Annotated in this window: 20 protein-coding genes; 11 read left to right on the top strand and 9 right to left on the bottom strand. The window is 73.6% G+C overall.

The genetic code is table 11. The features are described from left to right. Positions 1 to 9: 9 nt before the first annotated feature. The 5 genes from BUS84_RS27700 to BUS84_RS27720 form a co-directional block, all read right to left on the bottom strand. A complete protein-coding gene (locus tag BUS84_RS27700; protein WP_074316899.1) occupies positions 10 to 966 on the bottom strand; it encodes a S1C family serine protease in 957 nt (318 codons plus the stop codon). 113 nt (positions 967 to 1079) lie between these two features. After that, positions 1080 to 1595, bottom strand: coding sequence for a GNAT family N-acetyltransferase (locus BUS84_RS27705; RefSeq protein WP_074316901.1), 516 nt, complete (start codon positions 1593 to 1595; stop codon positions 1080 to 1082). Beyond that, entirely contained in the window at positions 1592 to 2521 is a 930-nt protein-coding gene (locus BUS84_RS27710; protein WP_074316902.1) for a ribonuclease Z, read from the bottom strand. Before BUS84_RS27710 ends, BUS84_RS27705 begins: the two co-directional genes overlap by 4 nt. Before the next feature lie 390 nt (positions 2522 to 2911). Next, the gene (gene msrA, locus BUS84_RS27715) at positions 2912 to 3574 is read right to left on the bottom strand and encodes a peptide-methionine (S)-S-oxide reductase MsrA (protein ID WP_074316904.1); all 663 of its coding nucleotides are present in this window, start codon (positions 3572 to 3574) and stop codon (positions 2912 to 2914) included. 72 nt (positions 3575 to 3646) lie between these two features. Continuing rightward, positions 3647 to 4081, bottom strand: a complete 435-nt coding sequence (locus tag BUS84_RS27720) for an HIT family protein (protein ID WP_074316905.1) — start codon at positions 4079 to 4081, stop codon at positions 3647 to 3649. 67 nt (positions 4082 to 4148) lie between these two features. Here BUS84_RS27720 and BUS84_RS27725 point away from each other — a divergent pair, with 67 nt between their 5' ends. From BUS84_RS27725 to ilvA, 4 genes are read left to right on the top strand one after another with little or no spacing between them, the layout of a single operon-like run. Further along, entirely contained in the window at positions 4149 to 5291 is a 1143-nt protein-coding gene (locus BUS84_RS27725) for a cystathionine gamma-synthase (RefSeq protein ID WP_074316907.1), read from the top strand. 12 nt (positions 5292 to 5303) lie between these two features. Further along, entirely contained in the window at positions 5304 to 6713 is a 1410-nt protein-coding gene (locus BUS84_RS27730; protein ID WP_074316909.1) for an amidase, read from the top strand. A gap of 46 nt (positions 6714 to 6759) precedes the next feature. Beyond that, positions 6760 to 7671 (top strand): DUF4328 domain-containing protein, encoded by a 912-nt coding sequence (locus BUS84_RS27735; RefSeq protein WP_074316912.1) that lies wholly within the window; start codon positions 6760 to 6762, stop codon positions 7669 to 7671. Continuing rightward, complete coding sequence (gene ilvA / locus BUS84_RS27740; protein WP_074316914.1) at positions 7668 to 8888, top strand: threonine ammonia-lyase; 1221 nt, start codon at positions 7668 to 7670, stop codon at positions 8886 to 8888. The genes BUS84_RS27735 and ilvA overlap by 4 nt, the downstream gene beginning before the upstream one ends. Positions 8889 to 8949: 61 nt before the next feature. On the opposite strand, the gene greA is transcribed toward ilvA, so the two are convergent. Both greA and BUS84_RS27750 read right to left on the bottom strand, forming a co-directional pair. After that, on the bottom strand, positions 8950 to 9447 hold the full coding sequence (gene greA / locus BUS84_RS27745) for a transcription elongation factor GreA (protein WP_074316915.1): 498 nt from the start codon (positions 9445 to 9447) through the stop codon (positions 8950 to 8952). Between the two features lie 168 nt (positions 9448 to 9615). Beyond that, complete coding sequence (locus BUS84_RS27750; RefSeq protein ID WP_074316917.1) at positions 9616 to 10056, bottom strand: DUF4307 domain-containing protein; 441 nt, start codon at positions 10054 to 10056, stop codon at positions 9616 to 9618. Positions 10057 to 10252: 196 nt separating this feature from the next. Between BUS84_RS27750 and mca the strand changes: the two genes are divergently transcribed. The 7 genes from mca to purE all read left to right on the top strand — a co-directional run bounded on the left by mca (position 10253) and on the right by purE (position 19217). Further along, positions 10253 to 11134, top strand: a complete 882-nt coding sequence (gene mca, locus BUS84_RS27755; protein ID WP_074319172.1) for a mycothiol conjugate amidase Mca — start codon at positions 10253 to 10255, stop codon at positions 11132 to 11134. A 48-nt stretch (positions 11135 to 11182) separates the two neighbouring features. Continuing rightward, complete coding sequence (locus BUS84_RS27760; RefSeq protein ID WP_074316919.1) at positions 11183 to 11476, top strand: hypothetical protein; 294 nt, start codon at positions 11183 to 11185, stop codon at positions 11474 to 11476. Positions 11477 to 11709: 233 nt separating this feature from the next. Next, on the top strand, positions 11710 to 14190 hold the full coding sequence (locus tag BUS84_RS27765) for a putative bifunctional diguanylate cyclase/phosphodiesterase (protein ID WP_208869927.1): 2481 nt from the start codon (positions 11710 to 11712) through the stop codon (positions 14188 to 14190). A 131-nt stretch (positions 14191 to 14321) separates the two neighbouring features. Continuing rightward, positions 14322 to 15209, top strand: coding sequence for a hypothetical protein (locus BUS84_RS27770; RefSeq protein WP_074319173.1), 888 nt, complete (start codon positions 14322 to 14324; stop codon positions 15207 to 15209). A 92-nt stretch (positions 15210 to 15301) separates the two neighbouring features. Then, positions 15302 to 17338 carry a thioredoxin domain-containing protein gene (locus tag BUS84_RS27775; protein ID WP_074316922.1) on the top strand — a complete coding sequence of 679 codons (2037 nt, stop codon included), beginning with the start codon at positions 15302 to 15304 and terminating at the stop codon, positions 17336 to 17338. Positions 17339 to 17496: 158 nt separating this feature from the next. After that, positions 17497 to 18672: a 5-(carboxyamino)imidazole ribonucleotide synthase gene (locus tag BUS84_RS27780; protein ID WP_074316925.1), complete on the top strand. Its 1176-nt coding sequence runs from the start codon at positions 17497 to 17499 to the stop codon at positions 18670 to 18672. Positions 18673 to 18725: 53 nt separating this feature from the next. Next, positions 18726 to 19217, top strand: a complete 492-nt coding sequence (gene purE / locus BUS84_RS27785) for a 5-(carboxyamino)imidazole ribonucleotide mutase (RefSeq protein WP_074316927.1) — start codon at positions 18726 to 18728, stop codon at positions 19215 to 19217. Between the two features lie 394 nt (positions 19218 to 19611). Here purE and BUS84_RS27790 read toward each other — a convergent pair whose 3' ends face one another. Next, positions 19612 to 24507: an SCO7613 C-terminal domain-containing membrane protein gene (locus tag BUS84_RS27790; protein ID WP_074316929.1), complete on the bottom strand. Its 4896-nt coding sequence runs from the start codon at positions 24505 to 24507 to the stop codon at positions 19612 to 19614. 151 nt (positions 24508 to 24658) lie between these two features. Continuing rightward, positions 24659 to 26086, bottom strand: coding sequence for a UDP-glucose dehydrogenase family protein (locus BUS84_RS27795; protein ID WP_074316931.1), 1428 nt, complete (start codon positions 26084 to 26086; stop codon positions 24659 to 24661). Positions 26087 to 26143 lie beyond the last annotated feature (57 nt).

The following is a 26143-nucleotide window of genomic DNA, read 5'->3' on the forward strand; positions in this document are numbered from 1 at the left end:
CCGAGAGCGTCAGGCGCGCAGCTCGGTCGGGACCGCGACGACGTCGACGAACGCGCCCTTGCGCAACACGGTCACCGGCAGCCGGGCGCCGATGGCCGGGCCGAGCATCAACCGCTGCAACCCCTGACCGTCTGCCACCGTCCGTCCGCCGGCGCTGAGGATGATGTCGCCCAGGTAGATTCCGGCCACTCCGGCCGGGCTGCCCGGCACCACCTCCACCACGCGCAGCCCGCGCCGCTGACCGGTACGCGCCGTCAGGTCCGGCGGCAGCGGCACGGGTACGCCGGCCACGCCGAGCCAGGCGCGGCGGACCCGGCCGGCGGTGGTCAGCTCGGCGATGATCTGCCGGGTGGTGGTGTTGATCGGCACCGCCAGTCCCAGTCCGTAGCCGGCGACGGCGGTGTTCACGCCGATCACCCGCCCGGCGGAGTCGGCCAGCGCGCCGCCGGAGTTGCCCGGGTTCAGCGCCGCGTCGGTCTGGATCACGTCCTCGATCAGCCGGGTGACCCGCCCGTCCCGGGCGGGTAGCGAGCGGCCGAGCCCGGAGACCACCCCGGCGGTCACCGAACCGGCCAGCCCCATCGGGTTGCCAACGGCCACCACCAGCTGGCCGATCCGCAGTGCGTCGGCGTCGCCCAGCTCCACCGGGGGCACGGTGGTCTCCTCGACCCGCAGCACGGCGAGGTCGGAGAGCGGGTCGGCGCCGACCACCCGGAACGTCGTCTCGGTGCCGTCGCCGAACGCCGCCGAGCCGCCGGCGGCACCCTGCACCACGTGCGCGCTGGTCAGCAGCAGGCCGTCGGTGCCCACGGTGACCGCGGAGCCGGCGCCGGCACCGCGCGCGGTCCGCACCGACAGGGCGGCCACGCTGGGCAGCACGCGGGCCGCCACGGTCGTGACCACCCGGGAGTACGCGTCCAGTGCGGCCTCCTCGGCCGGGTCGGACGTGGTGTGATCGGTGTCCATGCCCGGCCCAACGCCACCCGCGGCCCCGGCATGCCCCGATCCGCCGAGAGCGAACATCGACCGGCGCCGTGTCAACAAGGGGCCCCTGTACCACCGGAGGCGCTGATACGGCCTTACCCGGCCAGGGGGCGGGTGTAGCGGAGTTGTGGGGTGAGGGCGGCGCCGATGTGCTCCTCGCCTTCGGCACCCGTGGGGGTCCAGCCGCCGCGCTGGTAGAAGGCGCGGGCGTGGGCGTTGTCGCGGAGCACCCAGAGCACCGCTCGCCGCCAGCCCCGCGCCCGCATGGCGTCCAGCGCGTCCACCATCAGCAGGCGGCCGATGCCCCGTCCCTGCTCGGCCGGGTCCAGGTGGATGGCGTTGAGCAGCCCGGTCGCGGGGTCGTCCTCGTCGTCCGGGCCCAGGTGGCTGAACCCGACCAGCGTCCCGGCGCGCTCCGCCACGGTCAGCCGGTGGGTGTCCCGCTCCCAGATCCACCGTTCGGTCCAGTACCGGCCCATCGCTTCCGGCGTCGGGTCGGCCAGCGCCTCGGCCGGCAGGAAGGAGGAGTATGCGGCGACCCGGGAGCGCTGGTGCAGGGCACCCACCCCCATCAGGTCGTCACCGGTGGCGGGGCGGAGCGTGACGGTCACCCGGCCGAGGTTACCCGGCGTGGTGGGAGCTGCACGATGGTCAGGTCCTCGGCGATGATCAGGTCGCCGTCGAAGTGCGCGCGCGCCTCGTCGTGGAACCGGAGCGGGTCGGAATACCGCTGGGAGAAGTGGGTGAGCACCAGCCGGCGCACCCCGGATTCGGTTGCCACCCGGGCGGCCTGCGCCGCGGTCAGGTGGCCGACCTCGGCGGCGAGCGCCGCCTCCGACTCCAGGAAGGTCGACTCGATGACCAGCAGGTCGGCGTGCTCGGCCAGGGCGTAGACGCCGTCGCAGAGGCCGGTGTCCATCACGAAGGCGAACCGTTGCCCCGGCCGGGGCACGCTCACCTCGTCCCGGGTGACGCGGCGTCCGTCCAGGTCCAGGTGCCCCACCCGGATCAGCTCGCCGACGGCCGGCCCGGCGATGCCGTACTCGGCCAGCTTCTCCGGCAGCATCCGGTAGCCGTCCGGCTCGACCAGCCGGTAGCCGTACGTCTCGATGGGGTGCCGCAGCCGGCGCGCCTCCAGCGTGCCGCAGCCCAGGGTGATCCGCTGCCCGTCGGTCTCGATCGGCTCGACCCGCAGTTCGGCGGTCTCGTAGAAGGAGGTGGCGTGCCGCAGCCGGGCGAAGTATTCGGCGCCGCCGGCCGGGAAGTGCACGGCGACCGAATGCGTCACCCGGTCCAGCGAGAGCCGCTGGATGGTGCCGGGCAGACCCAGGCAGTGGTCGCCGTGGAAGTGGGTGACGCAGATCCGGGTCAGGTCGGTGGCGGTGACCGTGGTGTGCAGAAGTTGCCGCTGGCTGCCCTCGCCCGGGTCGAAGAGGATCACCTCGTCGTCCCAGCGCAGCACGTACCCGTTGTGGTTGCGCCGCCGGGTCGGTGCCTGGCTGGCCGTTCCGAGCACCACCAGCTCGCGCATCGACACGGTGCTCTCCTCCGGCTGACCTGACCGGCCCGGCCCCTGCCGGCAGATGAAGCGACCCCCGGGGTGTTCCGCGCTTTCGCGCGGGCCGGCTGGACTGGGCCGGCACCCCGGGGGTCGGGTGGCTGTCGTGGATTCGCCGCACCGCTGCCACACGGTCTCGACGTTTGGTACTGGTGCCCGCCTCGCGGCGGACCGATCACTGTCGAGGACAGCGGCTAGCGGACAGCCACCTCACGAGTCCGATTGCTATACAAGTCTGGACCACCTCCCTTCACGTGTACCGCCACGCTATCGAGTCCCGGCCGGGCTCTGCAACGGATTTCGATCACACGCCAGACGGGAATGCCCGGCCGCCTCTCGGCGGCCGGGCATCCTGGTCGTGCGGGTGGGTCAGCCGGCGGTGCGCGCCACGCCGACCGGGCAGCTCAGCCCGTTCGGGCCGTGGTTGCAGTACCCGTTCGGGTTCTTCGTCGGCGCCAGGTACTGCTGGTGGTAGTCCTCAGCGAAGTAGTAGCTGCCGAGCGGGGCGATCTCCGTGGTGATCTCGCCCTTGCCGGCCCGCGTCACGATGGGCTGGAACGCGTCCCGGGACGACTCCGCGATGGCCCGCTGCTCGTCGGTGGTCGTGTAGATCGCCGACCGGTACTGGGTGCCCACGTCGTTGCCCTGGCGCATGCCCTGGGTCGGGTCGTGGTTCTCCCAGAAGACCTTCAGCAGGTCCTCATAAGCGATCTTGCTCGGGTCGTAGACCACCTGGACGACCTCGGCGTGCCCGGTCCGGCCGGAGCACGTCTCCTCGTACGTCGGGTTCTTGGTGATGCCACCCGCGTAGCCGGCGGAGGTGGTGAACACCCCGGGCAGCGTCCAGAACAGCCGCTCGGCGCCCCAGAAACAGCCCATGCCGAAGACGGCGACCTGGAGGCCCTCCGGGAACGGCCCCTTGAGCGGGGTCCCGAGCACCTCGTGCCGGTCGGCGACCGGCATGGCGATCGGGCGGCCCGGTAGGGCCTGGTCGGGGGTGGGCAGCTCAGCCTTGGACTGGCGAAGGAACACGTGGAACTCCTCTCGTACCTCTGCCGCGTGCAACGCCGGCGGGCCCAGGTTCCTTACCCGCCAGGCCGGCAGTCAGGCCGCCGGCCCGGGCGGGGGTGGCAGCGCGTCGGCCACCCGGGCGGCGACGTCGCGGGCGTCTTGATCGCTCGGGTAGCGGGTGCGCGGCCAGAAGAACCCGCGCAGCCCGTCCTTCTTCGTCCGGGGCACCACGTGGGTGTGCAGGTGCGGCACCGATTGGGACACCTTGTTGTTCATCGCCACGAACGTCCCACCGGCGCCCAGGCCGGTTTCCACCGCCACCGCCAGCCGCTGGACCAGCGCGAAGTAGCCCGGCAGCAGGTCGGCCGGCAGCTCGGCCAGGGTCACCAGGTGGACCCGGGGGACCACCAGCACGTGCCCCTGGAAGACCGGGCGGGTGTCCAGGAACGCCACGCCGTCCGGCTCGTCGGCCACCCGGAACGCCGGCACCTCGGCGGCCACGATCCCGCAGAAGACGCACCCGCTCATCGGTCCAGGCTATGCCGGCTGCCCGGCCCCGCCCCAGACCGCCGGGCGGGGCACTAGCCTCACCAGAATGAACCACGGCTTCGAGACGCTCGCCATTCACGCCGGTCAGGACCCTGAGGCCCGCACCGGCGCGGTGATTCCACCGATCTACCAGACCAGCACGTACGCGCAGGACGCGGTCGGCGCGCCCCGGCTCGGCTACGAGTACAGCCGCTCCGGCAACCCGACCCGCGACGCGCTCCAGGAGTGCCTGGCCGCGCTCGAGGGCGGGCCCGTGGGGCTCGCCTTCGCCAGCGGCCTGGCCGCCGAGGACACCCTGCTGCGGGCCGTCTGCCAGCCGGGCGACCACGTGGTCATCCCGGACGACGCGTACGGCGGCACGTACCGGCTCTTCGCCCGGGTCGCCCAGCGGTGGGGCCTGGAGTTCACCCCGGCCAAGGTGTCCGACGCGGCCGCGGTCCGGGCCGCCGTGCAGCCGGGCCGCACGAAGGTCGTCTGGGTGGAGACGCCGACCAACCCGCTGCTCGGCATCGCCGACATCGCCGCCCTAGCCGGCGTTGCGCACGACGCGGGCGCGCTGCTGGTGGTCGACAACACCTTCGCCTCGCCGTACCTGCAACAGCCAATCGCGCACGGCGCGGACGTGGTGGTGCACTCCACCACCAAGTACATCGGTGGGCACTCCGATGTGGTGGGTGGCGCGCTCGTCGTCGCCGACGCCGCGCTCGGCGAGGAGCTGCGCTACCACCAGAACGCGATGGGCGCGATCAACGGGCCGTTCGACGCCTGGCTCACCCTGCGCGGCATCAAGACCCTCGGGGTACGGATGGACCGGCACTGCGACAACGCCGAGCGGCTCGCCGGATACCTCGACGGGCACGCCAAGGTGGCCCAGGTGATCTACCCCGGGCTGGCCTCGCATCCCGGTCACGAGGTGGCCGCCAAGCAGATGCGCCGATTCGGCGGCATGATCTCCTTCCGTGCGGCCGGCGGCGAGGACCACGCCGTGGAGATCTGCAACCGGGCCAAGCTCTTCGTGCTCGCCGAGTCGCTGGGCGGGGTCGAATCCCTGATCGAGCACCCGGGCCGGATGACACACGCAAGTGCTGCCGGCTCGCCGCTTGAAGTTCCCGGCGATCTCGTGCGACTGTCTGTCGGCATCGAGACGGTCGACGACCTGCTCGCCGATCTGGAGCAGGCATTGGGCTGACCGCTGGGGAGGATGGCCGTGCAGGACATCATGGCGACCTGGGTCGGAGCGACCGCCAAGCAGATCGCCCGGGGCGTACGCAGGGGAGACGTCTCGGCCACCCAGGTCGTCGCCGACCACCTCGAGTACATCGCGCGGGCCGACGGCGAGCTGGCCGCGTTCCGCGCCGTGCGCGGCGGCGAGGCGATCACCGAGGCGGAGAAGGTCGACGAGCAGGAGGACCTGGCCAACCTGCCGCTGGCCGGGGTGCCGGTGGCGGTCAAGGAGAACACTCCGGTCGCCGGCCTGCCCACCTGGAACGGCTCCGCCGCGGTGCGTACCGAGGTGGCCGAGGCCGACCACGAGGTGGTGCGCCGCCTGCGTGGCGCCGGCGCGGTGATCCTCGGCGTGACCCGGATGCCCGAGCTGGGGCTGTGGGCACTCACCGACGACAACAGTGCGGTGACCCGCAATCCGTGGGACAGCGGGCGTACCCCCGGCGGCTCCTCCGGCGGCGCCGCCGCCGCGGTGGCCGCCGGGCTGGTGCCGATCGCGCACGGCAACGACGGCCTCGGTTCGATCCGGATCCCGGCGGCGTGCTGTGGCCTGGTCGGGCTCAAGCCCGGCCGGGGCGTGGTCCCCTGTCAGCTCGGCGCGGAAGACTGGTTCGGCCTCACCGAGCACGGCATGTTGACGAGCACGGTGGCGGACGCGGCGGTCGGATTCTCGGTGCTCGCCGGTCGGCGACCGGAGAAGCTGGTCCCGCCGCAGCGGCTGCGGGTGGGCGTCTCGCTGCGCTCCCCGGTGCGCGGTGTCTCGCCGGACGCGCCCAACCGCGACGCGGTCGCCGCCGCCGGCCGGCTGCTCGCCGCAGCCGGGCACGACACCGTGCCGGCCGATCCGGTCTATCCCACCGCGCTGGGCCTGCAGGGCATCGCCACCTGGTTCGCCGCCGCTGCCGCCGACGTCCGGGCCGGCGGGCTGGACCGGCGCGACCTGCAGCGGCGCACCCGGCGACACGTCGCGCTGGGCGAGTGGGCGCAGCGCCGCGGCTACGTCCGGGAGGCCGACCGGGCCGCCTGGCGGCAACGGTCGATCGACTTCTTCACCGACCACTCCGTCGACCTGCTGCTCACCCCGGCGCTGGCCAGCGCGCCGCCGGAGGCCGCACGCTGGTCCGACCGGTCCTGGCGGGCGAACATGACGGCCAACATCCGGTACGCCCCGTTCGCGGCGCCGTGGAACATCGCCGGTCTGCCGGCGATCGTGGTGCCGGTGGGTCGCCGCCCGGACGGGCTGCCCGTCGCGGTGCAGCTGGTCGGTCCGCCCGGCTCGGAGCTGCTGTTGCTCGGCGTGGCCGGTCAGTTCGAGATGGCCGCCCCCTGGTCCCGGCACGCCCCCGGCTATCCCCGGGTCGGAACGGGGTCGCCGGCCGCCGCATGATCGCCTACGGTGTGCGCGCACAGTCGCGCGAACCCGAGGGACACCAATGGGCTGCCAGACCTGTGGGGACGCCGCGTCCCCCGAGCACCACGAATGCCAGCGTTGCTACACGCCCCTCGGTCAGCCCGCAGTCACTCCGGGGCTGCCGACCTACTCCGTACGCGGCATCGGCCTGGCTGCCCGCATCGCGGTTGGCGCGACCGCTGTTCTGTACCTCGTAGCGGCACTCGCTCCGCAGCTCGCGGGGTTGGTGCTGGCCCGGCAGGCCCGGGACGACGGCGACACGGATCTGCTGGTCGGCGCGGCGGTCGTCGAGGCGCTGTTGGCGTTGCCCATGCTCGCCGCGTACCTCACCGCCGCCGTGCTGGTGATCATCTGGACGTGGCGGGCGCGGAAGAACATCGAGGCGTTCCCCGGTGCGCTGCCGTCGCTCGCGGCCGGCTGGGCGATCGCCGGTTGGCTGGTGCCGTTCGCGAACTTCGTGATGCCGGCCCGGGTGATGGCCAACGTGGCCCGGGCGAGCCTCTGGCGACGATTCACGCCGGACCTGGTGTACGTCTGGTGGGCCGCCTGGTTGGTGTTCATCGTCGGCGAGCGGCTGGTCAGCCGCCTCGGCGGCCAGGCGTACGACAAGCTGCCGGAGATCCCCTTCACCGACGCCGGCTACCAGGCGTACATCGACTACTACCGGGACTCCCTGCTCCGCAACGCCGTGCCCGCGGTGGCCTGCGTGGTCGCCGCCGTGGCGCTGATCGTGCTGGTCCGGCGGATCTCCACCATGCAGGAGGCGCGCATCGCCCGGGCCATGCCGGCCTGGCCGGTCGCCGCGCCGGGCTGGCCGGCGCCCCCGGTCCTCGGCGCGCCGGTCCCGGGTGAACCCGCGCCGACCGCGTTGCCTCCGACGACCACGGTGTCGCCGCAAGGGGCGCCGGCGGCGGGTGGCACGATCGGTGCATGACGGAACTGGTCGGTCTCGACGACGTGCGGGCCGCGCGGGAACTGCTCGCCGGCGTCACCCGGACCACCCCGCTGGAGCCCTTCCGGCCGCTGAGCGCGGCGCTGGGTGGGCCGACGTGGCTGAAGTGCGAGAACGTGCAGCGGGCCGGCTCGTACAAGGTGCGCGGCGCGTACGTGCGGATCTCCCGGTTGTCGGCGGCGGAGCGGGAACGCGGCGTGGTCGCGGCGAGCGCGGGCAACCATGCGCAGGGCGTGGCGCTGGCCGCCGGCCTGGTCGGCACGCACGCCACGGTCTTCATGCCGGTGAACGCGCCGTTGCCGAAGGTGGCCGCCACCAAGGGATACGGCGCACAGGTCGAGTTGGCCGGCAACACGGTCGACGAGGCGCTGGTCGCCGCGCACACGTACGCCGAGCGCACCGGCGCGGTGCTGATCCACCCGTTCGACCACCCCGATGTGATCGCCGGCCAGGGCACGGTGGCGCTGGAGATCCTCGAACAGTGCCCGGACGTGCGGACCATCATCACCGGGGTGGGTGGCGGCGGTCTGATCTCCGGCATGGCGGTGGCCGCGAAGGCGCTGCGACCCGACGTCCGCATCATCGGAGTGCAGGCGGCCGGCGCGGCGGCCTTCCCGCCCTCACTGGTGGCCGGGGAACCGGTCCGGTTGCCCGCCTTCTCGACCATCGCGGACGGCATCGCGGTCGGCCGGCCGGGGGAGATCACCTTCAGCCACGTCCGCAAGCTGGTCGACGAGATCGTCACGGTCTCCGAGGAGGACATCTCCCGGGCGCTGCTGATGCTGCTGGAGCGAGGCAAGCAGGTGGTCGAGCCGGCCGGCGCGGTCGGCGTGGCCGCGTTGCTGGCCGGTGTGGTGGAGGTGGAGGCCCCAGTGGTCGCGGTGCTCTCCGGCGGCAACATCGACCCGCTGCTGATGCTGCGGGTGATCGAGCACGGTCTGGCCGCCGCGGGTCGCTACCTGAGGGTGACGGTGCGCTGCTCGGACCGGCCCGGGCAGCTGGCCTCGCTGCTCACCCAGATCGCCGAGCACCGGGCCAACGTGGTGGACGTGGGGCACCAGCGGGCCAACCCGCACCTCAGCCTCGGCGAGGTGGAGGTGGCGCTGTCCGTGGAGACGCGGGGCGTGGAGCACTCGGACACGCTGATCAGCGCACTGCGGGCCAGCGGTTACCAGGTGGTCTTCGCCGGCGAGGCGTGACACCCCGCAGGTGCCACGCCTCGGCGGCGTACGCCTCATCCTGTGGTGGGGCCGGTGGCGATCAGCCGGAGAACGGCTCGAAGCTGACCACCGTCACCTTGATGTCGGCGCCGCTCGGTGCCGTGTAGGTGCAGGTCTGCCCCGACCGACCGCCCAGGATCGCCTTGCCGAGCGCCGACTCGGGGCTGTAGACGGTCAGGTCGGTGGTGGCCGCGATCTCCCGGGAGCCGAGCAGGAAGGTCTCGGTGTCCTCGGTGTCGTCGTCGAAGTAGATCGTCACCACCATGCCGGGCGACACCGCGTCCGCGGTCGGCGCCTCGCCGACCTTGGCGGTGCGCAGCAGCTCCTGCAGGTAGCGGATCCGGCCCTCGGCCTTGCCCTGCTCCTCGCGGGCGGCGTGGTAGCCGCCGTTCTCCCGCAGGTCGCCCTCCTCGCGCCGGGCGTTGATCTCCGCGGCGATCGCCGGGCGGTTGGCGATGTGCTCGTCGAGCTCGGCCTGGAGGCGGTCGTACGCGTCCTGGGACAGCCAGGTGGCGGGCGCCTCGTTGCCAGTGGACACAGGCGGTCTCCTCAGTTGTGCGTGGCTGGCTGACAGGTGAACTACCAAGTTACCAGTGCGGTACGACACAGGGTGTCGGCGATCACCGCTGGTGTCCGCATCACACACCCGGAGTACGTGGCCCGCAGGGGCGTTCACAGCCGCCTGTCGCGGCGCTGTCCCGGCAGCTCAGGCCGGGGCTCGGCAGCGCAGCACCTCGCCGATGAACGGCCGCGCGGTGGTGGCCAGGCGGTGCCGGGTGGTCACGTGCCGGTTGCCCGGCCCGGCGTTCACCGTGACCTCCTCGCGGGCCACCTCGGAGCCGGCGCGGTCCCGGGCGCGCAGCACGCAGACCGCCGATCCGCCCGGTGGCACGGTCACCCGGAAGTCGACCAGCACCTGGTTGTCCGTGATGTCTGTATAGGTGATCACTTGGGCGTCGTAGACCGGGTCGCCGTACTGCCGGTAGAGCCGGACCGAGATCAGGCTCAGCGCTCCCACCAGCACCAGCAGCGCCAGCGCGGCCAGCAGCGTGCGGCGGCGCCCGCCGCCGGTCGCCCGACGGCGGCCGTAGCGGCCGGCCGGGAAAATCGGCTCGCCCGTCGAAATTGTGGCGTGCGTCTCGGTCACCGGCGGGTATCTCCTGGCGTTGTTGTCGGCGGCATCAGCAAGAATGACAGAGTCCATCCTCCCAGCCCAGCTCAGTGGCAGGAATGGCAGGTCGGGCCCGTGATGCCGACCGGCGAGCGGGTGCGGAGGATCCCGGCTGGTCAGCCGGTCGAGCCCGGTCGGGTCCACCGGCCGGCACAGACGAGGAGTGCCGAAGTTGGCAGAACAGCTGCGTCTCATGGCCGTGCACGCGCACCCCGACGACGAGTCGAGCAAGGGTGCGGCGACCATGGCCAAGTACGTCGCCGAGGGCGTGGATGTCCTGGTCGTGACGTGCACCGGCGGGGAGCGCGGCAGCGTGCTCAACCCCAAGCTCGACCGCCCCGACGTCTGGGCCAACATCGGTGAGATCCGCCGCGCCGAGATGGACGCCGCCCGGGCGATCCTCGGCATCGAGCAGGCCTGGCTCGGCTTCGTCGACTCCGGGCTGCCCGAGGGCGACCCGCTGCCGCCGCTGCCCGAGGGCAGCTTCGCCCTCCAGGACGTCGAGGTGGCCGCCGGCCCACTGGTGCGGCTGATGCGCGAGTTCCGTCCGCACGTGGTCACCACGTACGACGAAGAGGGCGGCTACCCGCACCCCGACCACATCATGTGCCACAAGGTGAGCGTGGCGGCCTTCGAGGCGGCCGGCGACCCGGAGCGCTACCCGGAGTTGGGCGCCCCGTGGCAGCCGCTGAAGCTCTACTACGACATCGGCTTCTCCAAGGCCAAGATCATGGCTTTGCACGAGGGCATGCTCGCCGCCGGCCAGGAGTCGCCCTACGAGGAGTGGCTCAAGCGTTGGGAGGATCGGCCGGACAAGGGCCCCCGGATCACGACCCGGGTGGAATGTGCCGAATACTTCCCGGTCCGCGACGACGCGCTACGCGCCCACGCCACCCAGGTCGACCCGGACGGCTTCTGGTTCCACGTGCCGATGGAGCTCCAGCAGCGCGCCTGGCCGACGGAGGACTACGAGCTCGCCCGTTCGGTGGTGGACAGCCCGATGCCCGAGTCCGATCTCTTCGCGGGAGTGCGGGAGACGGCGCACGCGCGCTGATTCCGTGCGGGGCTACCCTGGTAACCAACCGCACATCGGAGGAACGCCATGCTGACCGCTGCCCAGGTGCTCGCGGAGAACAACTTCGGGGACACCCGCACGGGTGGCCTGGCCGGCCCGATGGGCCTGTTCCTCATCCTGCTGCTGGCCACCGCGACCATCCTGCTGATCCGCAACATGAACGCCCGGCTGCGCCGGCTGCCCGACCGGTTCCCGCAGCAGACGCCGCCGACCGACCCGACCAGGGCCGAAGCGGCAGTCGCCGATCCGACAGACGGGACCGGAGCGCGTGATTCCTCCACGCCCGCTCCCAATGGGCACCAGCAGCACCGGAACGGGTAGTCCGCGCATGATTCACGCCGAACCGGGTGGTCGCCCCCTGTTGCGACCACCCGGTTTGGCTTAGCCTTCCGCCGGGGGGACCAAAAGTCCCCGAGCCGTGCGCGGAAGGGGGCGCCGATGACCGTCGCAGCACCGGCCGCCCGCCGTATCGTCGTCGGTCGGTCGGCTGACGGGGGAGGTCGATGACCTCCGGCCCGGCCGGCGACCCGTTCGACCGGCTCGGGGTGCGCGGCATGCCTGCCCGGCTGCTCGTGCTCACCGCCGCCGTGACGCTGACCGCCCTGGTCGCCGCCGCGGTCGGGTTGACCCTCCCGTACCGGCTGCCGGCCGACGATCCGCTCGGCGGTCCGGCCCGCTTCGGCATCGCCGTCGCCGTCTTCGCCATCGCCCAGTTCGCACGGCTGCGGTTCCGCTCGGCCGCCGGCATGGTCAGCATCACCTGGGGCGAGGCGGCGCTGATCGTCTGCCTCTACCTGGCCCCGGCCGGCTGGCTGCCGTCGGCCACGCTGCTCGGCGCCGGGCTGGCCTGGACGGTGCACTCGCTGCACAACGACCGCCGACCGGTGCTGGAGATCGTCCGGATCGCCGCGTCGCTGGCCGCAGCGTCGGCCCTGGCCGTGTCCGTGGCCACCGCGCTGGGCCATCCGCTGCTCGCCGCGCCCACCCCGATGCTGGCGCTGGCCGTGATCGCGGGCTCCGTGACGTACCTCCTGGTGACCGCCTGGCTCAGTGGGGTGACGCTGGGCCTGCGGCACGGGCTGCCGATCGGGCCGCCGCTGCTCGCCGCGCTGCGCGGCAAGCTGCTGATGTTCGTCGGCAACGTGGCGGTCGGCCTGGTGGTGGTCGCGCTGCTGGAGCTCGACCCACGCTGGTTGTTGCTGCTTCCGCCGCTGCTCTGGCTGCTTCAGCAGACCTACCGCTACCGGCTGCGCGCCGATCAGGAACGCCGGACGTGGCGGGCCTTCGCCGAAGCCACCGCGGCCCTCAACCAGCTCGACGAGCGGGGCGTGGCCAGCGCGGCGGTGAGCGGCGCGCTGGCGCTGTTCAACGCCGAGCTGGTCGATGTGGACGTGGCCCGGGCCGACGGCCGGTGGCGCCGCTACCGGGGTGACGCCGGCGGCCAGTTGGTCGACCGGGAGGTGGGCCCGCCGGACCGGTCGGAGCCCGACGAGGACGAGCTGATCCGTCCGCTGTCGGTGGGTGCCGCGCCGGTCGGCCGGCTGCGGGTCCGGTTCCCCCGGTCCGCTCCGCCCGCCGCCCGGGAACGCGACGCGGTGGCCGCGTTCGGCGACGCGCTCGCCGCCGCGCTGCACGACGCCGCGACCCACCGCGAGCTGCGGCTGGTCACCGCCCGATCGTCGTACGAGGCGGTGCACGACCCGCTCACCGGGCTGGCCAACCGGGCCGCCATGCTCGGCAAGGGCGATCAGGCGCTGCGGCAGCTCGCGCACGACCACCCGGTGGCGCTGCTGCTGCTGGACATCAACCAGTTCAAGGAAGTCAACGACACACTGGGGCACGCCGCAGGTGACCAGCTGCTGCGGCTGACCGCGAACCGGCTCGGCGCGCTGGCGCGCCCCGGTGACCTGCTCGGCCGGCTCGGTGGCGACGAGTTCGCCCTGCTGCTCACCTCGGTACCGGTGGTCGGCGACCGGGCCGCCCCGATGGCGCACGCGCTACGCCAGGCCCGGGAGATCGCCGAACGGCTGGCCGCGCCGACCGAGGTCGCCGGTGTGCGGATGTCGATCGAGGTCTCCGTCGGGGTGGTCGTGGCGGACGCTGGCGCCGCCGACCTGACGGAGCTGCTGCGGCGGGCCGACATCGCGATGTACCAGGCCAAGGAGGGCGGCGGCAGTGTCGCCGCGTACGACAGCGCCCGGGACGCGGCCAGCACCGATCAACTGGCCCTGTTGGCCGAGTTGCGCGAGGCGCTGAAGGTCGACGACCAGCTGGTGCTGGCGTTGCAGCCGGCGGTCGACCTGGCCACCGGCGCGCCCACCGGTGTGGAGGCGCTGATCCGGTGGCGGCATCCCCGGCGCGGCTGGCTGGGCCCGGCCGACTTCATCCGCCCCGTGGAGAACAGCGAGCAGCTCGGCACCTTCACCCGGTACGTGCTGGACAAGGCGCTCGGCGTGGCCGCCGGCTGGGCCCAGGAGGGGCTCGACGTCCCGATCTCGGTGAACCTGTCGGCGCGTAGCCTGCTCGATCCCCGGCTGCCGACGGAGATTGCCGACGCGCTGCGCCGGCACCAGGTGCCGGCGCGCCGGCTGGTCCTGGAGATCACCGAGACGGTGGTGATGAGCGAGCTGGAGGTCATCGACGAGGTGCTGGCCACGCTCCGGTCGATGGGTGTGCAGCTCGCGGTGGACGACTTCGGCACCGGCTTCTCCTCGCTGACCTTCCTCACCCGGATCGCGGTGGACGAGTTGAAGGTGGACCGCTCCTTCGTGATCCGGATGGCGGACTCGCCGGAGGCGGCGGCGATCGTGCGGACGACCGTGGGCCTCGCGCACGAGCTGGGGCTGCGGGTGGTGGCCGAGGGGGTGGAGACCGCCGAGCAGCGGATGGCGCTCGCCGAGCTGGGGTGCACCTCCGCGCAGGGCTACCACTTCTTCAAGCCGATGCCGGCCGACAAGATCAGTGCCGTGCTGGGGTCGATGCGCGACTCGGCGGAGTCGAACGTCTTCCGCCTCCGTGCCGACGGCGCCTCCTGACCGCCGGGACCATCCCCGCTGATCTGTTCCGGACGGGGCAGCAAGATCGTGCGTCGACGTCCTAGAGTCGATTGAGCTACGTGGATGTCGTGATCTACGGAGCCGCCACGTTCACCTGTCGGAGGGACAGCATGCGACGCTCCCGGAAACGTTCCACCCTGGCGGCGGCCCTCGCGCTGGCCGCGGCGACGCTCGGCGCGCTGGCCGCAGCCCCACCCGTGCAGGCCAAGGCGCCCCAGTCCGGCTCGCTGACGGTCACCGGCGACCCGGACGACCCGATCAGCGAGGGCCGGAGCTACTCGTTCGCCACGGCGGCCGGGGACGGCTTCAACGTCTGGGGCACGGCCAACCACCTCACCGTCCAGGTCTTCGACCCGCCCGCCGGCCCCTGGACGATCGACCTGAGCGCGCCGGTCGGTCAGCCGCTGACCGTGGGCACCTACACCGGCGCCACCGAGAACACCTACGAGAGCCCGCTGCCCGGGATCGCGCTGAGCGGCAACGACCGGATCTGCATGTACGGGCAGACCGGCTCGTTCACGGTCACGGACATCTCCTGGGGCCCGCACGGCTACCTGGAGCGGTTCGACGCCACGTTCGAGCAGCGCTGCAATTACAGCACCGGCTCGGCCCGCGGCGAGGTGCACGTCGCCAACCCACCGGCGCCGCCGGTGCTCGGCGTCGGCGTGGAGGTGGCGGCCTCGGGCACGATCGACTCCCAGACCGGCGAGGTGGCGGTGCGCGGCACGGTGACCTGCACGGCACCGGCGACGGTCTACGTGGAGGGTCAGGTCACGCAGTCCCGGCACGGGCAGGTCGCCGAGGGCATCGTCCGGGCGGAGGTTGCCTGCACCCCCGGCGAGCCGGTCGCCTGGACGTCACGTTCGCCCTCGTTCACCTCCAACCCGTTCCGGCAGGGCGACGTCGACGTGTCGGCCAACGCCAGCTCCTACGACACGACGTACGACGTCTTCGTTAGCGACTCCGAGACCGCGACGGTCAAGCTCAAGCGGAGCTGATCCGGGCCTGGCCCGGGCCCCCGTGGCCCGGGCCGGGGTGCTCGGCGGGTGACCGCCCGGCGTGACCGGCCGGGGCTGGTTATGGTCGTCGGGTGAACCGACTCGCCGGCGCCACCAGTCCGTACCTGCTCCAGCACGCCGACAACCCGGTCGACTGGTGGCCCTGGTGCGACGAGGCGTTCGCCGAGGCGAAGCGGCGGGACGTGCCGGTGCTCATCTCGGTGGGGTACGCCGCCTGCCACTGGTGCCACGTGATGGCGCACGAGTCGTTCGAGAACGAGCAGGTCGGCGCCCTGATGAACGACGACTTCGTGTCGATCAAGGTGGATCGTGAGGAACGCCCGGACGTGGACGCGGTCTACATGACCGCCACCCAGGCGATGACCGGTCATGGCGGCTGGCCGATGACCGTCTTCGCCACCCCGGACGGCACGCCGTTCTTCTGCGGCACCTACTTTCCGCGGGCGAACTTCGTCCGGTTGCTCCAGTCGGTCGCCACGGCATGGCGGGACCAGCGCGAGGAGGTGCTGCGCCAGGGGGCCGCGGTGGTCGAGGCGATCGGCGGCGCCCAGGCCGTGGGCGGGCCGACGGCGCCGCTGGACGCCCCGCTGCTCGACGCCGCGGCCGCGAATCTGGCCGGCGAGTACGACACGACCAACGGCGGCTTCGGGGGCGCCCCGAAGTTCCCGCCGCACATGAACCTGCTCTTCCTGCTGCGCCACCACCAGCGGACGGGCGACCCGCGCAGCCTGGAGATCGTCCGGCACACCGCCGAGGCGATGGCCCGGGGCGGCATCTACGACCAGCTCGCCGGAGGCTTCGCCCGGTACTCGGTGGACGCGCACTGGACGGTGCCGCACTTCGAGAAGATGCTCTACGACAACGCGCTGCTGCTCCGGGTCTACACCCAGCTCTGGCGGCTGACCGGCGACCCGCTGGCGCGCCGGGTCGCCCGGGACACCGCCCGCTTCCTCGCCGACGAACTGCATCGGCCGGGGGAGGGCTTCGCGTCCGCGCTGGACGCCGACACCGAGGGCGTCGAGGGTCTCACCTACGCCTGGACGCCCGCTCAACTCATCGAGGTGCTGGGCGAGGAGGGCGGCCGCTGGGCCGCCGACCTGTTCACCGTGACCGCGGAGGGGACGTTCGAGCACGGCACGAGTGTGCTGCGGCTCGCCCGGGACGTCGACGACGTCGCACCCGAGATCCGGGCTCGCTGGCAGCAGGTGGTGGGGCGGCTCCTCACGGCGCGGGACAACCGGCCACAACCGGCCCGTGACGACAAGGTGGTGGCCGCCTGGAACGGCCTGGCGATCACCGCCATCGTTGAGTTCCAGCAGGTCGTCGCGCTGTACGCGTCGCCCGAGGACGACGACGCGAACCTGATGGAGGGCGTCGTCATCGTCGCCGACGGTGCGATGCGCGACACCGCCGAGCACCTGGCCACCGTGCACCTGGTCGATGGCCGGTTGCGCCGGGTCTCCCGGGGCGGTGCGGTCGGTGCGCCGGCCGGCGTGCTGGAGGACTACGGCTGCGTGGCCGAGGCGTTCTGCGCGCTGCACCAGCTCACCGGCGAGGGCCGCTGGCTCACCCTGGCCGGCGGGCTGCTGGACACCGCGCTGGAGCACTTCGCCGCGCCCGGTGGCGCCTTCTACGACACGGCCGACGACGCGGAGCGGTTGGTCACCCGGCCGGCGGACCCGACCGACAATGCCACCCCGTCCGGTCGGTCGGCGCTGATCGCCGGGCTGGTCGCGTACACGGCGTTGACCGGGGAGACCCGCTACCGGGAGGCCGCCGAGGTGGCGCTCGGCACGGTCGCGCCGATCGTCGGGCAGCACGCCCGGTTCACCGGGTACGCGGCCACGGTCGGCGAGGCGCTGCTCTCCGGGCCGTACGAGATCGCCGTGGCGACCGACGACCCGACTGGCGACCCGCTGGTGGCGGCGGCCCACCGGCACGCCCCGCCCGGCGCGGTGGTGGTCGCCGGGCGTCCGGACCAGCCCGGGGTGCCGCTGCTGGCCGACCGGCCGCTGGTCGACGGGCGGTCCGCCGCGTACGTCTGCCGGGGCTTCGTCTGCCAGCGCCCGGTCACGTCGGTCGAGGAGTTGATCGCCGAGCTCGGCTGAGCGTCCCGCCGCCCGGCCCGACGGTTGCTCGGCGTAGCGGCCCGCGAGGTCGCCCCTGCCCCAGGTCCGGCACCGGGGGCGGCGCCCGGAGGGGTCGACGGCGGGAGCGCCGGCCCTGCGGGTGGCCGCGTCGGCGGCCCGGATAGGCTGGCTGCGCTATGGATTCCCGTACCGGTCTGCCTGTTGTCGGCATGGTGGGTGGCGGCCAGCTGGCCCGGATGACCCACCAGGCCGCGATCGCCCTCGGCCAGTCACTGCGCGTACTCGCGGTCGCCCCCGACGACGGCGCGGCGCTGGTCGCCGCCGACGTCCAGTACGGCGACCACACCGACCTGGCCGCGCTGCGCACCTTCGCCAAGGGCTGCGACGTGGTCACCTTCGACCACGAGCATGTGCCCACCGAGCACATCCGCACGCTGGCGGCGGAGGGTGTGACCCTGCACCCGCCGGCGGACGCGCTGCTGCACGCCCAGGACAAGCAGGTCATGCGGGAACGCCTGGCCGAGCTGGGCGCGCCCAACCCGGCGTGGCGGCCGGTCGGCGAGCCCGCCGACCTGGTCGGCTTCGGCGAGCAGGTCGGCTGGCCGGTGGTGCTCAAGGCGGCCCGGGGTGGCTACGACGGCCGGGGGGTCTGGCTGGTCGACGACGCCGCCCAAGCCGTCGAGCTGGCGCGGACGCTGCTCGCCGGCGGGACCCGGCTGATCGTCGAGGAGCGGGTGCCGCTGCGCCGGGAGCTGGCCGTGCAGGTGGCGCGCTCGCCGTTCGGTCAGGTGGCCGCGTACCCCGTAGTCGAGACGGTGCAGCGGGACGGCATCTGCGTGGAGGTGCTGGCCCCGGCGCCCGACCTGGACGAGGAGCTGGCGGTCACCGCCCAGCAGCTCGCCATCGACCTGGCCACCGCCCTCGGCGTGGTCGGCCTGCTCGCGGTGGAACTCTTCGAGGTGCGCGACGCGACTGGCCGACCGGCGATCGTGGTCAATGAGCTGGCGATGCGTCCGCACAATTCCGGGCACTGGACCATCGAGGGGGCCCGGACCTCGCAGTTCGAGCAGCACCTGCGGGCGGTGCTCGACTACCCGATGGGCGACACCTCGCTGGCCGCGCCGGTCGTGGTGATGGCGAACGTGCTCGGCGGCGAGCCGGGCGGGATGTCGATCGACGAGCGGCTGCACCACCTCTTCGCGGCCGAGCCGGGTGCCAAGGTGCACCTCTACGGCAAGCAGGTGCGGCCCGGCCGCAAGATCGGGCACGTCACGGTGCTCGGTGACGACCTGGATGACGTACGGGCGCGGGCCGCGCGGGCCATGCGCTGGCTGCGCGAGGGGCGCGAGTGACCGCGAAGCGTGAGCCCGCGAGCCCTGCGGTCGCGAACGGAGGAGACACCGGAGTGACCACGGTCGGGTTGATCATGGGTAGTGACTCGGACTGGCCGACCATGCGGGCCGCCGCCGAGGTGCTGGACGACTTCGGGGTGCCGTACGAGGTCCGGGTGATCTCGGCGCACCGGACCCCGGTCGCGATGATCGAGTACGGCCGCGACGCCGCCGACCGGGGCCTCAAGGTGATCATCGCCGGTGCCGGTGGGGCCGCGGCGCTGCCCGGCATGGTGGCCTCGGTGACCCCGCTCCCGGTGATCGGCGTGCCGGTGCCGTTGAAGCACCTCGACGGCATGGACTCGCTGCTGTCCATCGTGCAGATGCCGGCCGGGATTCCGGTGGCCACCGTCTCGATCGGCAACGCCCGCAACGCCGGCCTGCTCGCCGTGCGGATCCTCGGCGCGGCCGACGAGCACCTGCGCGCCAAGATGGCGACCTACCAGCAGGACCTTGAGAACCTGGTGGCAGCCAAGGAAGCCGCCCTCCAGGCCACTCTCAGCTAACCCGACGCGGGTCCCGGCCGTCCGGGTCCTGGCCGTGGGGTTTCGGGGACCCCGCCCGCTCCAGGCCGTCCGGGTTTCGGGGGGGAGCCCACCCGCTCCGGGCGGTCAGGCTTGATCCCTCCGCGGGCGGGCTCCCCCCGAAACCCTTCGCTCCGCCGGGTCCGCCCGGGTCTAGCGCACTTTCAGGGAAAGTGTGGCCTCGGAAGTGTTCGAGGCAGCTTCTTCCCTGTTGTTGTGCGGATCTTGGTTGTCGCGATCATCCTGACCCCGCGGGTTGGTAGGCCAGCCCCGCTCACCGCAACCGGCGCACCTACCTGCCACGCTCACCGCAACCGGCGCTCGTACCCGGCTTGCTCACCGTGCCCGGTCACCCAGGCCGCAGGGACCCTCGAATTCATCTCATGCCGCGGAGGGCGGTCTGTAGGCGTTCCTGGGCGCGGCGGCGGCGCTCGTTGCTGGCGCCGAGTATCAGCAACAGGATGCCCACCGGGATCAGTGCCAGCCACGGGCCGAGGCTGAACAGCGCGTGGATCGCGGCGATCGCGGTGACCGACGCGCCGACGATCACCGGCGCCTGCTGCCGGCTGGACGAGCCGAAGATCAGCACCGCCACCGCGCCGAGCAGCAGCAGCATCTGCCGCAGCGTGCTGGACTCGGTCGCCAGCACGATCGCCAGAGTGGGCACGAACGCGGCGACCAGCGCCGGCCCGTACGCCACCCAACTGCTCATGTCCGATCGGTGGCGTAGCTCCAGTACCCCGACCAGCAGGGCCAGCGCGGCGAACGGCAGCGTGTACGCCTCGGGCAGCGCCACGTTGGCGACCCGCATCAGGATCCACCAGGCGGTGATCTCGCAGGCCACCACCGCCCAGAACAGGATTCGCCGCTCCATCGGCCGGCGACCGGGTCGCGTGGCCGCCACCCCGAGCACCGCGCCCCAGGCGGCCAGCAGGGCGGCGATGTGCCGGGGCGAGTCGAAGGCGAGGGCCAGCGCGATCAGCGCGGCCGCGTACCCGCTCCACTCCACGGTCGCGGCCTCGCGCTGCGCCTCCGGGCGGCGCAGCCGGGGCAGGGTCGCCGCGAACACCTGCAGGACCGCACCGACCGCGAGCACCCCGAACGCCGACCAGACCGCGGCCAGCCCGGCGACCAGGCCAGCGGTGAGCACGAAGAGTTGCGCCATCAGCGAGGCGAAGAGCCAGCCGAGAATGCGGGCCCGCTGGGTGGCGCCGTACAGCGCCGCCACCACGCCCACGCCGACCGCGCCGCCGAGGGTGAACAGGGTCAACTCCCGGGTGGCCAGGCTGCCGGCCAGCCCGGCGCCACCGGCGGCCAGGCCGATGACGAACACCAGCACCCGGGCCAGCCGCAGCGAGCGGGCCGGCTCGACCAGCGGGGGAGGCGGGGTCAGTGCGAGGCCGAGCATCGCGATGGTGAAGACGGAGAGCGCGGCGAGGGCGCTCGCCGGCCAGCCGTTGCCCAGCGCGATGGGCGCGATCAGCAGCGTGACGGCGGCACCGGGCAGCACCACCGGCACGGCTCGGGACCGCCGTCCGCCGCTGAACCCGGTGGCGGCCAGCGCCGCGGTCGCGGTGAGCAGCAGCGCGGTCAGCACGTGGGTCGGGTCGACCACGTCCGGCGGCGGGGCGAGCAGTTCCGGTGGCGGGCCCTGCCAGATGCGGGTCAACACGCGGTGCGGCTCGACCAGGGCGGTGACCAGGGCGGGTGCGATCGAGGCGAGCGCGAGGGCGGTCGGCAGGGCTGCCGCGGCCAGCGCGCCGGCGGACGGGCTGACCCGCCACCGGCGCCGCTCCGGGTCGTCGGGCAACCGCCGCAGTGCGCCGTCGAGCAGCACCGCCCAGCGCCGGACCGGCTGGGCCGACCCGGTCGGGGGCACGGTGGCCGCGCGGATCAGCTCGGCCAGTACGCCGAGCAGCGCCGCGGCGGCCGCGTAGACGCCCGAGGCGAGGCCGGTGGGGATGGCGGCGAGCGCGCTGATGGTGGCCCCGCCGACCACGGCCACGCTGACCCAGGGCAGGTACTGCGGGACGTGCCGGCGGACCGCGGCCACGGCGGCCAGGCCGAGGCTGGACGCGGCCAGCGCGGCGGTCAGCACCACCTGTGCTGAGTGTTCGAACTCGGCGGCCAGTGCCGCCACCGAGCCGGGCAGGGCCAGCAGCGCGGCGCCGGCTGCCGCACCGCCGATCTGCACCAGGTGCGGTGGCATCCCCTCGGTCTCGATGTCGGTGACCTGTGGGCCGGCCAGTACGCGGGCCAGCGCGGCCACCACCACGCCGATCAGCGCGATGCTGCCCAGCGCCAGCGCGGTGGTCCACGGCCGGACCAGGCCGGCGCCGGCCGCGTGCAGCGCGACCACTCCCGCCACGGTGGCCCGGGACAACCCGGCGCGGGCCTCCTCGGTGGCCACCGCGGCCATTCCGTAGACGGTGGCGACCATTCCGCCGACCAGGACCGGTGACCACCAGGGCAGGTCGAACGCTGTCGGGGCGCCGATCGTGGCGAGCACCACCGCCGCGCCGGACACGTCCCACCGCCACGGAGGAGGTAGCAGGATGCCGGCGGCGACGGCCAGCAGGACCAGCGCGACCGGGGCCTGCCAGGTGGCGCCACCGGTCGGCGCGGCCGGCCAGCCGCTCAGGTCGCCGTCCCAGATCGGGCCGGGGGTCGCCAGCACGCCCAGCCCACCGCGCAGCGCCGTCCAGCCGGCGAGTATGCCGATCAGCAGGCCGCCGACGGTGATGCCGAGAATCGGCCCGCGCCGCCACTCCTCGGGCATGGCGCGGGCCCCGACAGCGACCACCAGCACCAGGCCGGCGGCGACCGCCAACTGACCGCCCGGGGTCAGCACAGCGGCGATCCGGACCAGTGTGGCGATCAGGGCGGTGGTGACCGCTGCGGCGGCCAGGTCCGAACCGTCCAGGGTGAGGTCGGAGCGGCGGCCGGCGTCGATCGACGGTGCCAGGAAGAGCAGCACGGCGGCGACGAGCAGCAGGGCGCCGACCCAGGCGTCGGCGACGGTCGCCCCGGGCGCGCCGAAGGCGGCGGCGGTGACCACCAGCGCGCCCAGCCCGGTGCCGACGGACAGCGGCGCCGGGATGCGCCGCTGGGACACCTGCACCACAGCGGCGTAGCCGAGGGTCACGCAGACGGCGAGGAAGCTCGCCGCCAGGACCGGGACGGTCACCTCGCGAAGGCTGGCCGGAGTGGGGGTCGGGTCGGTGGGCACGGTGGCGGCCACGAACGCGGCGACCGCCCCGGGCAGCGCGAACGCGGCGCCCCCGGCGGCCCAGGCGGTCACCGTGTCGGCGGCGGCCGAGGCGATCCGGACCCGGGGTGCCAGGGCGACCAGAGCGCCGGCCGCGAAGAGGGTGAGCAGGGCCGCGGCGGTGAGCGGCGGCGCGGCCAGGCTGGCGCCCGCACCGAACAGGCCCACCGCGGCGGCCCCGACGCCATGCGCCAGCGCGGCCCGGCTGGTCCGCGCGGAGAGGCCGATCACGCCGATGCCGACGGCGGTGAGCACCATCGGCCAGGGTGCCGACGCCCAGCCGAGACCGAACGAGGCCGGCACGGCCAGCGCGGTGAGCGCAGCCCCGGCGACGGCGAACTCGCGGCGGATGTCCGGGGGCAGGGCCAGCACCGCGGCGATGGTGAGCAGGAACGCGGCGGCAGCGAGCTGCCAGGTGGTCGGGCCGACCGCGGCGGCCAGTTCGGCCGGGTACCGGTCGAGGTCGGCGCCCCAGGCGGGCAGTGCTGCCCGGACCGGGGCCACGCCGGCGCGCAGCGCGCCCCCGGCGACCACAAGCCCGCTGACGGTGAGCGCCACCGCCGAGGCGACCTGCGGGCCTCGCCGGGCGGCCTCGGGAATCGCGCGCACCGCCAGCCCGGTCACCGTGATGACCGCCGCGATCAGCAGCAGAGCCCGGCCGGGCAGCGCCACCGAGGCGATCCGGCCGAGCGTACCGATCACGGCCAGGGTGAGGATGCCGGCCGCGACGTCGGGCAGCGGCGGGCGGCGCAGCACCAGCGCGCCGCCCAGTCCGACCGTGGCGGCCAGCAACAGCACCATCCCGGCGCCGGTCGCCGCCGGCACGGTCTCCGCCCCGAGCAGGGCGGTGACCGCGTACGCCAGGGCGACGGCGACCGCCACCGCGTGGAGCAGCCAGATCAGCTCGCGCAGCCCGGGCACCGGGCGGGTCGGCAGGATGGCGGCGGCGCCCGGGTCGGGATCGATCAGCTCGGCGGCCTCCTCCGGGTCGCCCTCGGGCCGGCCCTCGGCGCTGCGTTGCCGGGGCGCCGACGGGGTGCCCGGGTCCGGCAGGTCCTGCCGGACGGGTTGCTCCACGGTGACCCCGGTGCGGGTCAGCCAGAGGTCGAGGAGGGCGACCAGGGTGAGCACCAGGGCCCAGCCGCCCGGCCCGGTGATCCGGTCGTACGCCAGCAGCGGCAGCACCGGCTGCGCGGCGAGCACGGTGGCGAACCGGGGTGTGCGCAGGCCTGTCCAGCCGGCGTACCCGAACGCGACGGCGGCGGTGACCGCGAAGATCACTCCGGCGAAGACCGCGCCGGAGGCGCCGCCGTTGCCGATCCGGTCCACCGCCCAGAGGGCGTTTCCGGCCAGCGGCACCAGCAGCAGGCCGACCGCGGAGATCGTCTCGGCGGTCGAGGTGAGCCCGCGTCGAGCCAGCGCCGGCGGGGCGAGCAGCATCAGCACCGTGGCGAGGAGCAGGATGCCGAGCCGGGCCAGCGCGTCCATCGAGCTGGTCGCCACGGCGGCGAAGACCACCGCGGCCACCCCGAGCAGCAGCGCGCCCAGCCCGAGCGGGATGTTCTGCACCTCGCGGGAGGACGCCTCCGGTGGGTGCTCCGGGTCGTCCGCATCGAGCCAGGACGCCCGGGGCGGGGGCGGTGGCGGGTCCTCTGCGGTGGGCGGGGTGCCCTGACGGGGCACCCGGGGCGGGGCGCCGGTGGCGGCGGTCGGCGGCCGGCGGCCGGGACGGCGGCGCAGCACCCGGCGCGGCCGGGTGGCCTGCTTGAGCCGTTCCTCACCGGCGTGCGCGAGGATGTCGCGCTGGAAGAGGGCCGCCTGCATCTTGGCGGCGATCTGCCGCTGCTCACGGGCGATGGCGGCGTCGCGCGCCTTCATCTCCGCGATCGAACGCTCGATGTCGGCCAGGTGCTCGACCCACTGGGCCTGATCGGCCCCGCAGTGCGGGCAGCGGACGGCCGGCTTGATCTCCCGGCCGCACGAGGAGCACTGAAAGGTCGCCACGACACCCCTCCGCCCGCACTGTGGACTCCCACTGTCGCAGCATGCCCAAAGCTGGCGCGGATTTCGACACTTGTCGGCGGGTCCGGGGCAAACAACGACACCGGCCGGCCACGGGAGGGATGCTCCGTGACCGGCCGGTGGGTCGGATCCGTCAGGGGCGGCCCATGCCCCGGTACTCCCAGCCGGCCTGGGTCCACAGTGCGGAGTCGAGGCAGTTGCGGCCGTCGACCACCTTGCGGCCGGCGACCAGCTCGCCGAGGGCGACCGGGTCGGCGTTGCGGAAGTCGGCCCACTCGGTGAGGACGCAGACCAGGTCAGCGTTGGCGACCGCCTCGTTGATGCCGGTCTCGTAGGTCAGCTCGGGGACCGCGCGGCGAGCGTTCTCGGTGCCCTGCGGGTCGTACACGTGCACGTCGGCGCCGGCCTTCTGCAGCAGCGCGGCGACGGCGAGCGCCGGGGCGTCGCGGACGTCGTCGGTGTTGGGCTTGAAGGTGGCGCCCAGCACGGCGATCCGGGTGCCGGAGAAGTCCGGGCCGGCCGGCCCGGAGCGGCGGCCGAGCAGGTCCGCGGCGAGGTGGAGCACCCGGGTACGGCGGCGCAGGTTGATCAGGTCGACCTCGTGCAGGAAGCGCAGCGCCTCGCCGGCACCCAGCTCCTGCGCCCGTGCCTGGAAGGCCCGAATGTCCTTCGGCAGGCAGGCGCCGCCGAAGCCGAGGCCGGCCTGGAGGAACCGGTTGCCGATCCGCGGGTCGTAGCCGATCGCGCGGGCCAGCTGGGTGACGTCGCCGCCGGAGGCCTCGCAGACCTCGGCCATCGCGTTGATGAAGGAGATCTTCGTGGCCAGGAAGGCGTTCGCGGCGACCTTGACCAGCTCGGCGGTCGCGAAGTCGGTGACCACGAGGGGCACCTCGCGGTCCTCGGTGGCGGCCAGGTCGAAGACGCCCTTGTGCGCGGCGTAGAGCATGCCGTTGGCCCACTCGCTCTTCACGCCGACCACGATCCGGTTCGGGCGCAGCACGTCGTCGACGGCGAAGCCCTCCTGGAGGAACTCGGGGCTCCACGCCACCTCGACGCCCAGGTCGTTGGGAGTGTGCTTGCCGACCAGCTGCTCCACCCAGTCGGCGGTGCCCACCGGCACGGTGGACTTGCCGACGATCAGCGACTTGCGGGTCAGGTGTTGCGCCAGGCTGGTCACCGACGCCTCGACGTACGACAGGTCCGCGCCCATCCCGTCGGCCCGCTGGGGGGTGCCGACGCAGATGAAGTGCACGTCGCCGAACTCGGCGGTCTCCGCGATGTCGGTGCTGAACCGCAGCCGCCCGGCGGCCAGGTTCCGCTTGAGCAGCTCGTCCAGGCCGGGCTCGTGGATCGGCACCTGACCGGCGTTGAGCATCGCGATCTTGTCAGCGTCCACGTCGAACCCGAGCACCTCGTACCCCAGCTCCGCGTAGCAGATGGCGTACGTCGCACCGAGGTAGCCGGTCCCCAGGAAGGTCACCCGCGGACGGGGCGCGCCCGAGGGCGGCGTCACCGTGGCGATGGCGGGGGTCGGCTGGATGGTGGGATAGGGGATCGTCACGCCTGTCTTCTCCGCTCGCACTGGCGGCGCTTCGTCGCGTCGCATTCTGCTGCGGCG

Origin of the sequence: Micromonospora cremea (genome assembly GCF_900143515.1) — a bacterium.
Taxonomy (GTDB): Bacteria; Actinomycetota; Actinomycetes; order Mycobacteriales; family Micromonosporaceae; genus Micromonospora; species Micromonospora cremea.

Bases quoted from the DNA above. Each gene is read 5' to 3' on its own strand.
- ilvA (WP_074316914.1), top strand. From the start codon at position 7,668: ATGACGGAACTGGTCGGTCTCGACGACGTGCGGGCCGCGCGGGAACTG.
- BUS84_RS27780 (WP_074316925.1), top strand. From the start codon at position 17,497: ATGGATTCCCGTACCGGTCTGCCTGTTGTCGGCATGGTGGGTGGCGGC.
- BUS84_RS27765 (WP_208869927.1), top strand. From the start codon at position 11,710: ATGCCTGCCCGGCTGCTCGTGCTCACCGCCGCCGTGACGCTGACCGCC.
- BUS84_RS27730 (WP_074316909.1), top strand. From the start codon at position 5,304: ATGGCCGTGCAGGACATCATGGCGACCTGGGTCGGAGCGACCGCCAAG.
- BUS84_RS27700 (WP_074316899.1), bottom strand. From the start codon at position 966: ATGGACACCGATCACACCACGTCCGACCCGGCCGAGGAGGCCGCACTG.
- BUS84_RS27760 (WP_074316919.1), top strand. From the start codon at position 11,183: ATGCTGACCGCTGCCCAGGTGCTCGCGGAGAACAACTTCGGGGACACC.
- BUS84_RS27725 (WP_074316907.1), top strand. From the start codon at position 4,149: ATGAACCACGGCTTCGAGACGCTCGCCATTCACGCCGGTCAGGACCCT.
- BUS84_RS27735 (WP_074316912.1), top strand. From the start codon at position 6,760: ATGGGCTGCCAGACCTGTGGGGACGCCGCGTCCCCCGAGCACCACGAA.
- BUS84_RS27770 (WP_074319173.1), top strand. From the start codon at position 14,322: ATGCGACGCTCCCGGAAACGTTCCACCCTGGCGGCGGCCCTCGCGCTG.
- BUS84_RS27720 (WP_074316905.1), bottom strand. From the start codon at position 4,081: ATGAGCGGGTGCGTCTTCTGCGGGATCGTGGCCGCCGAGGTGCCGGCG.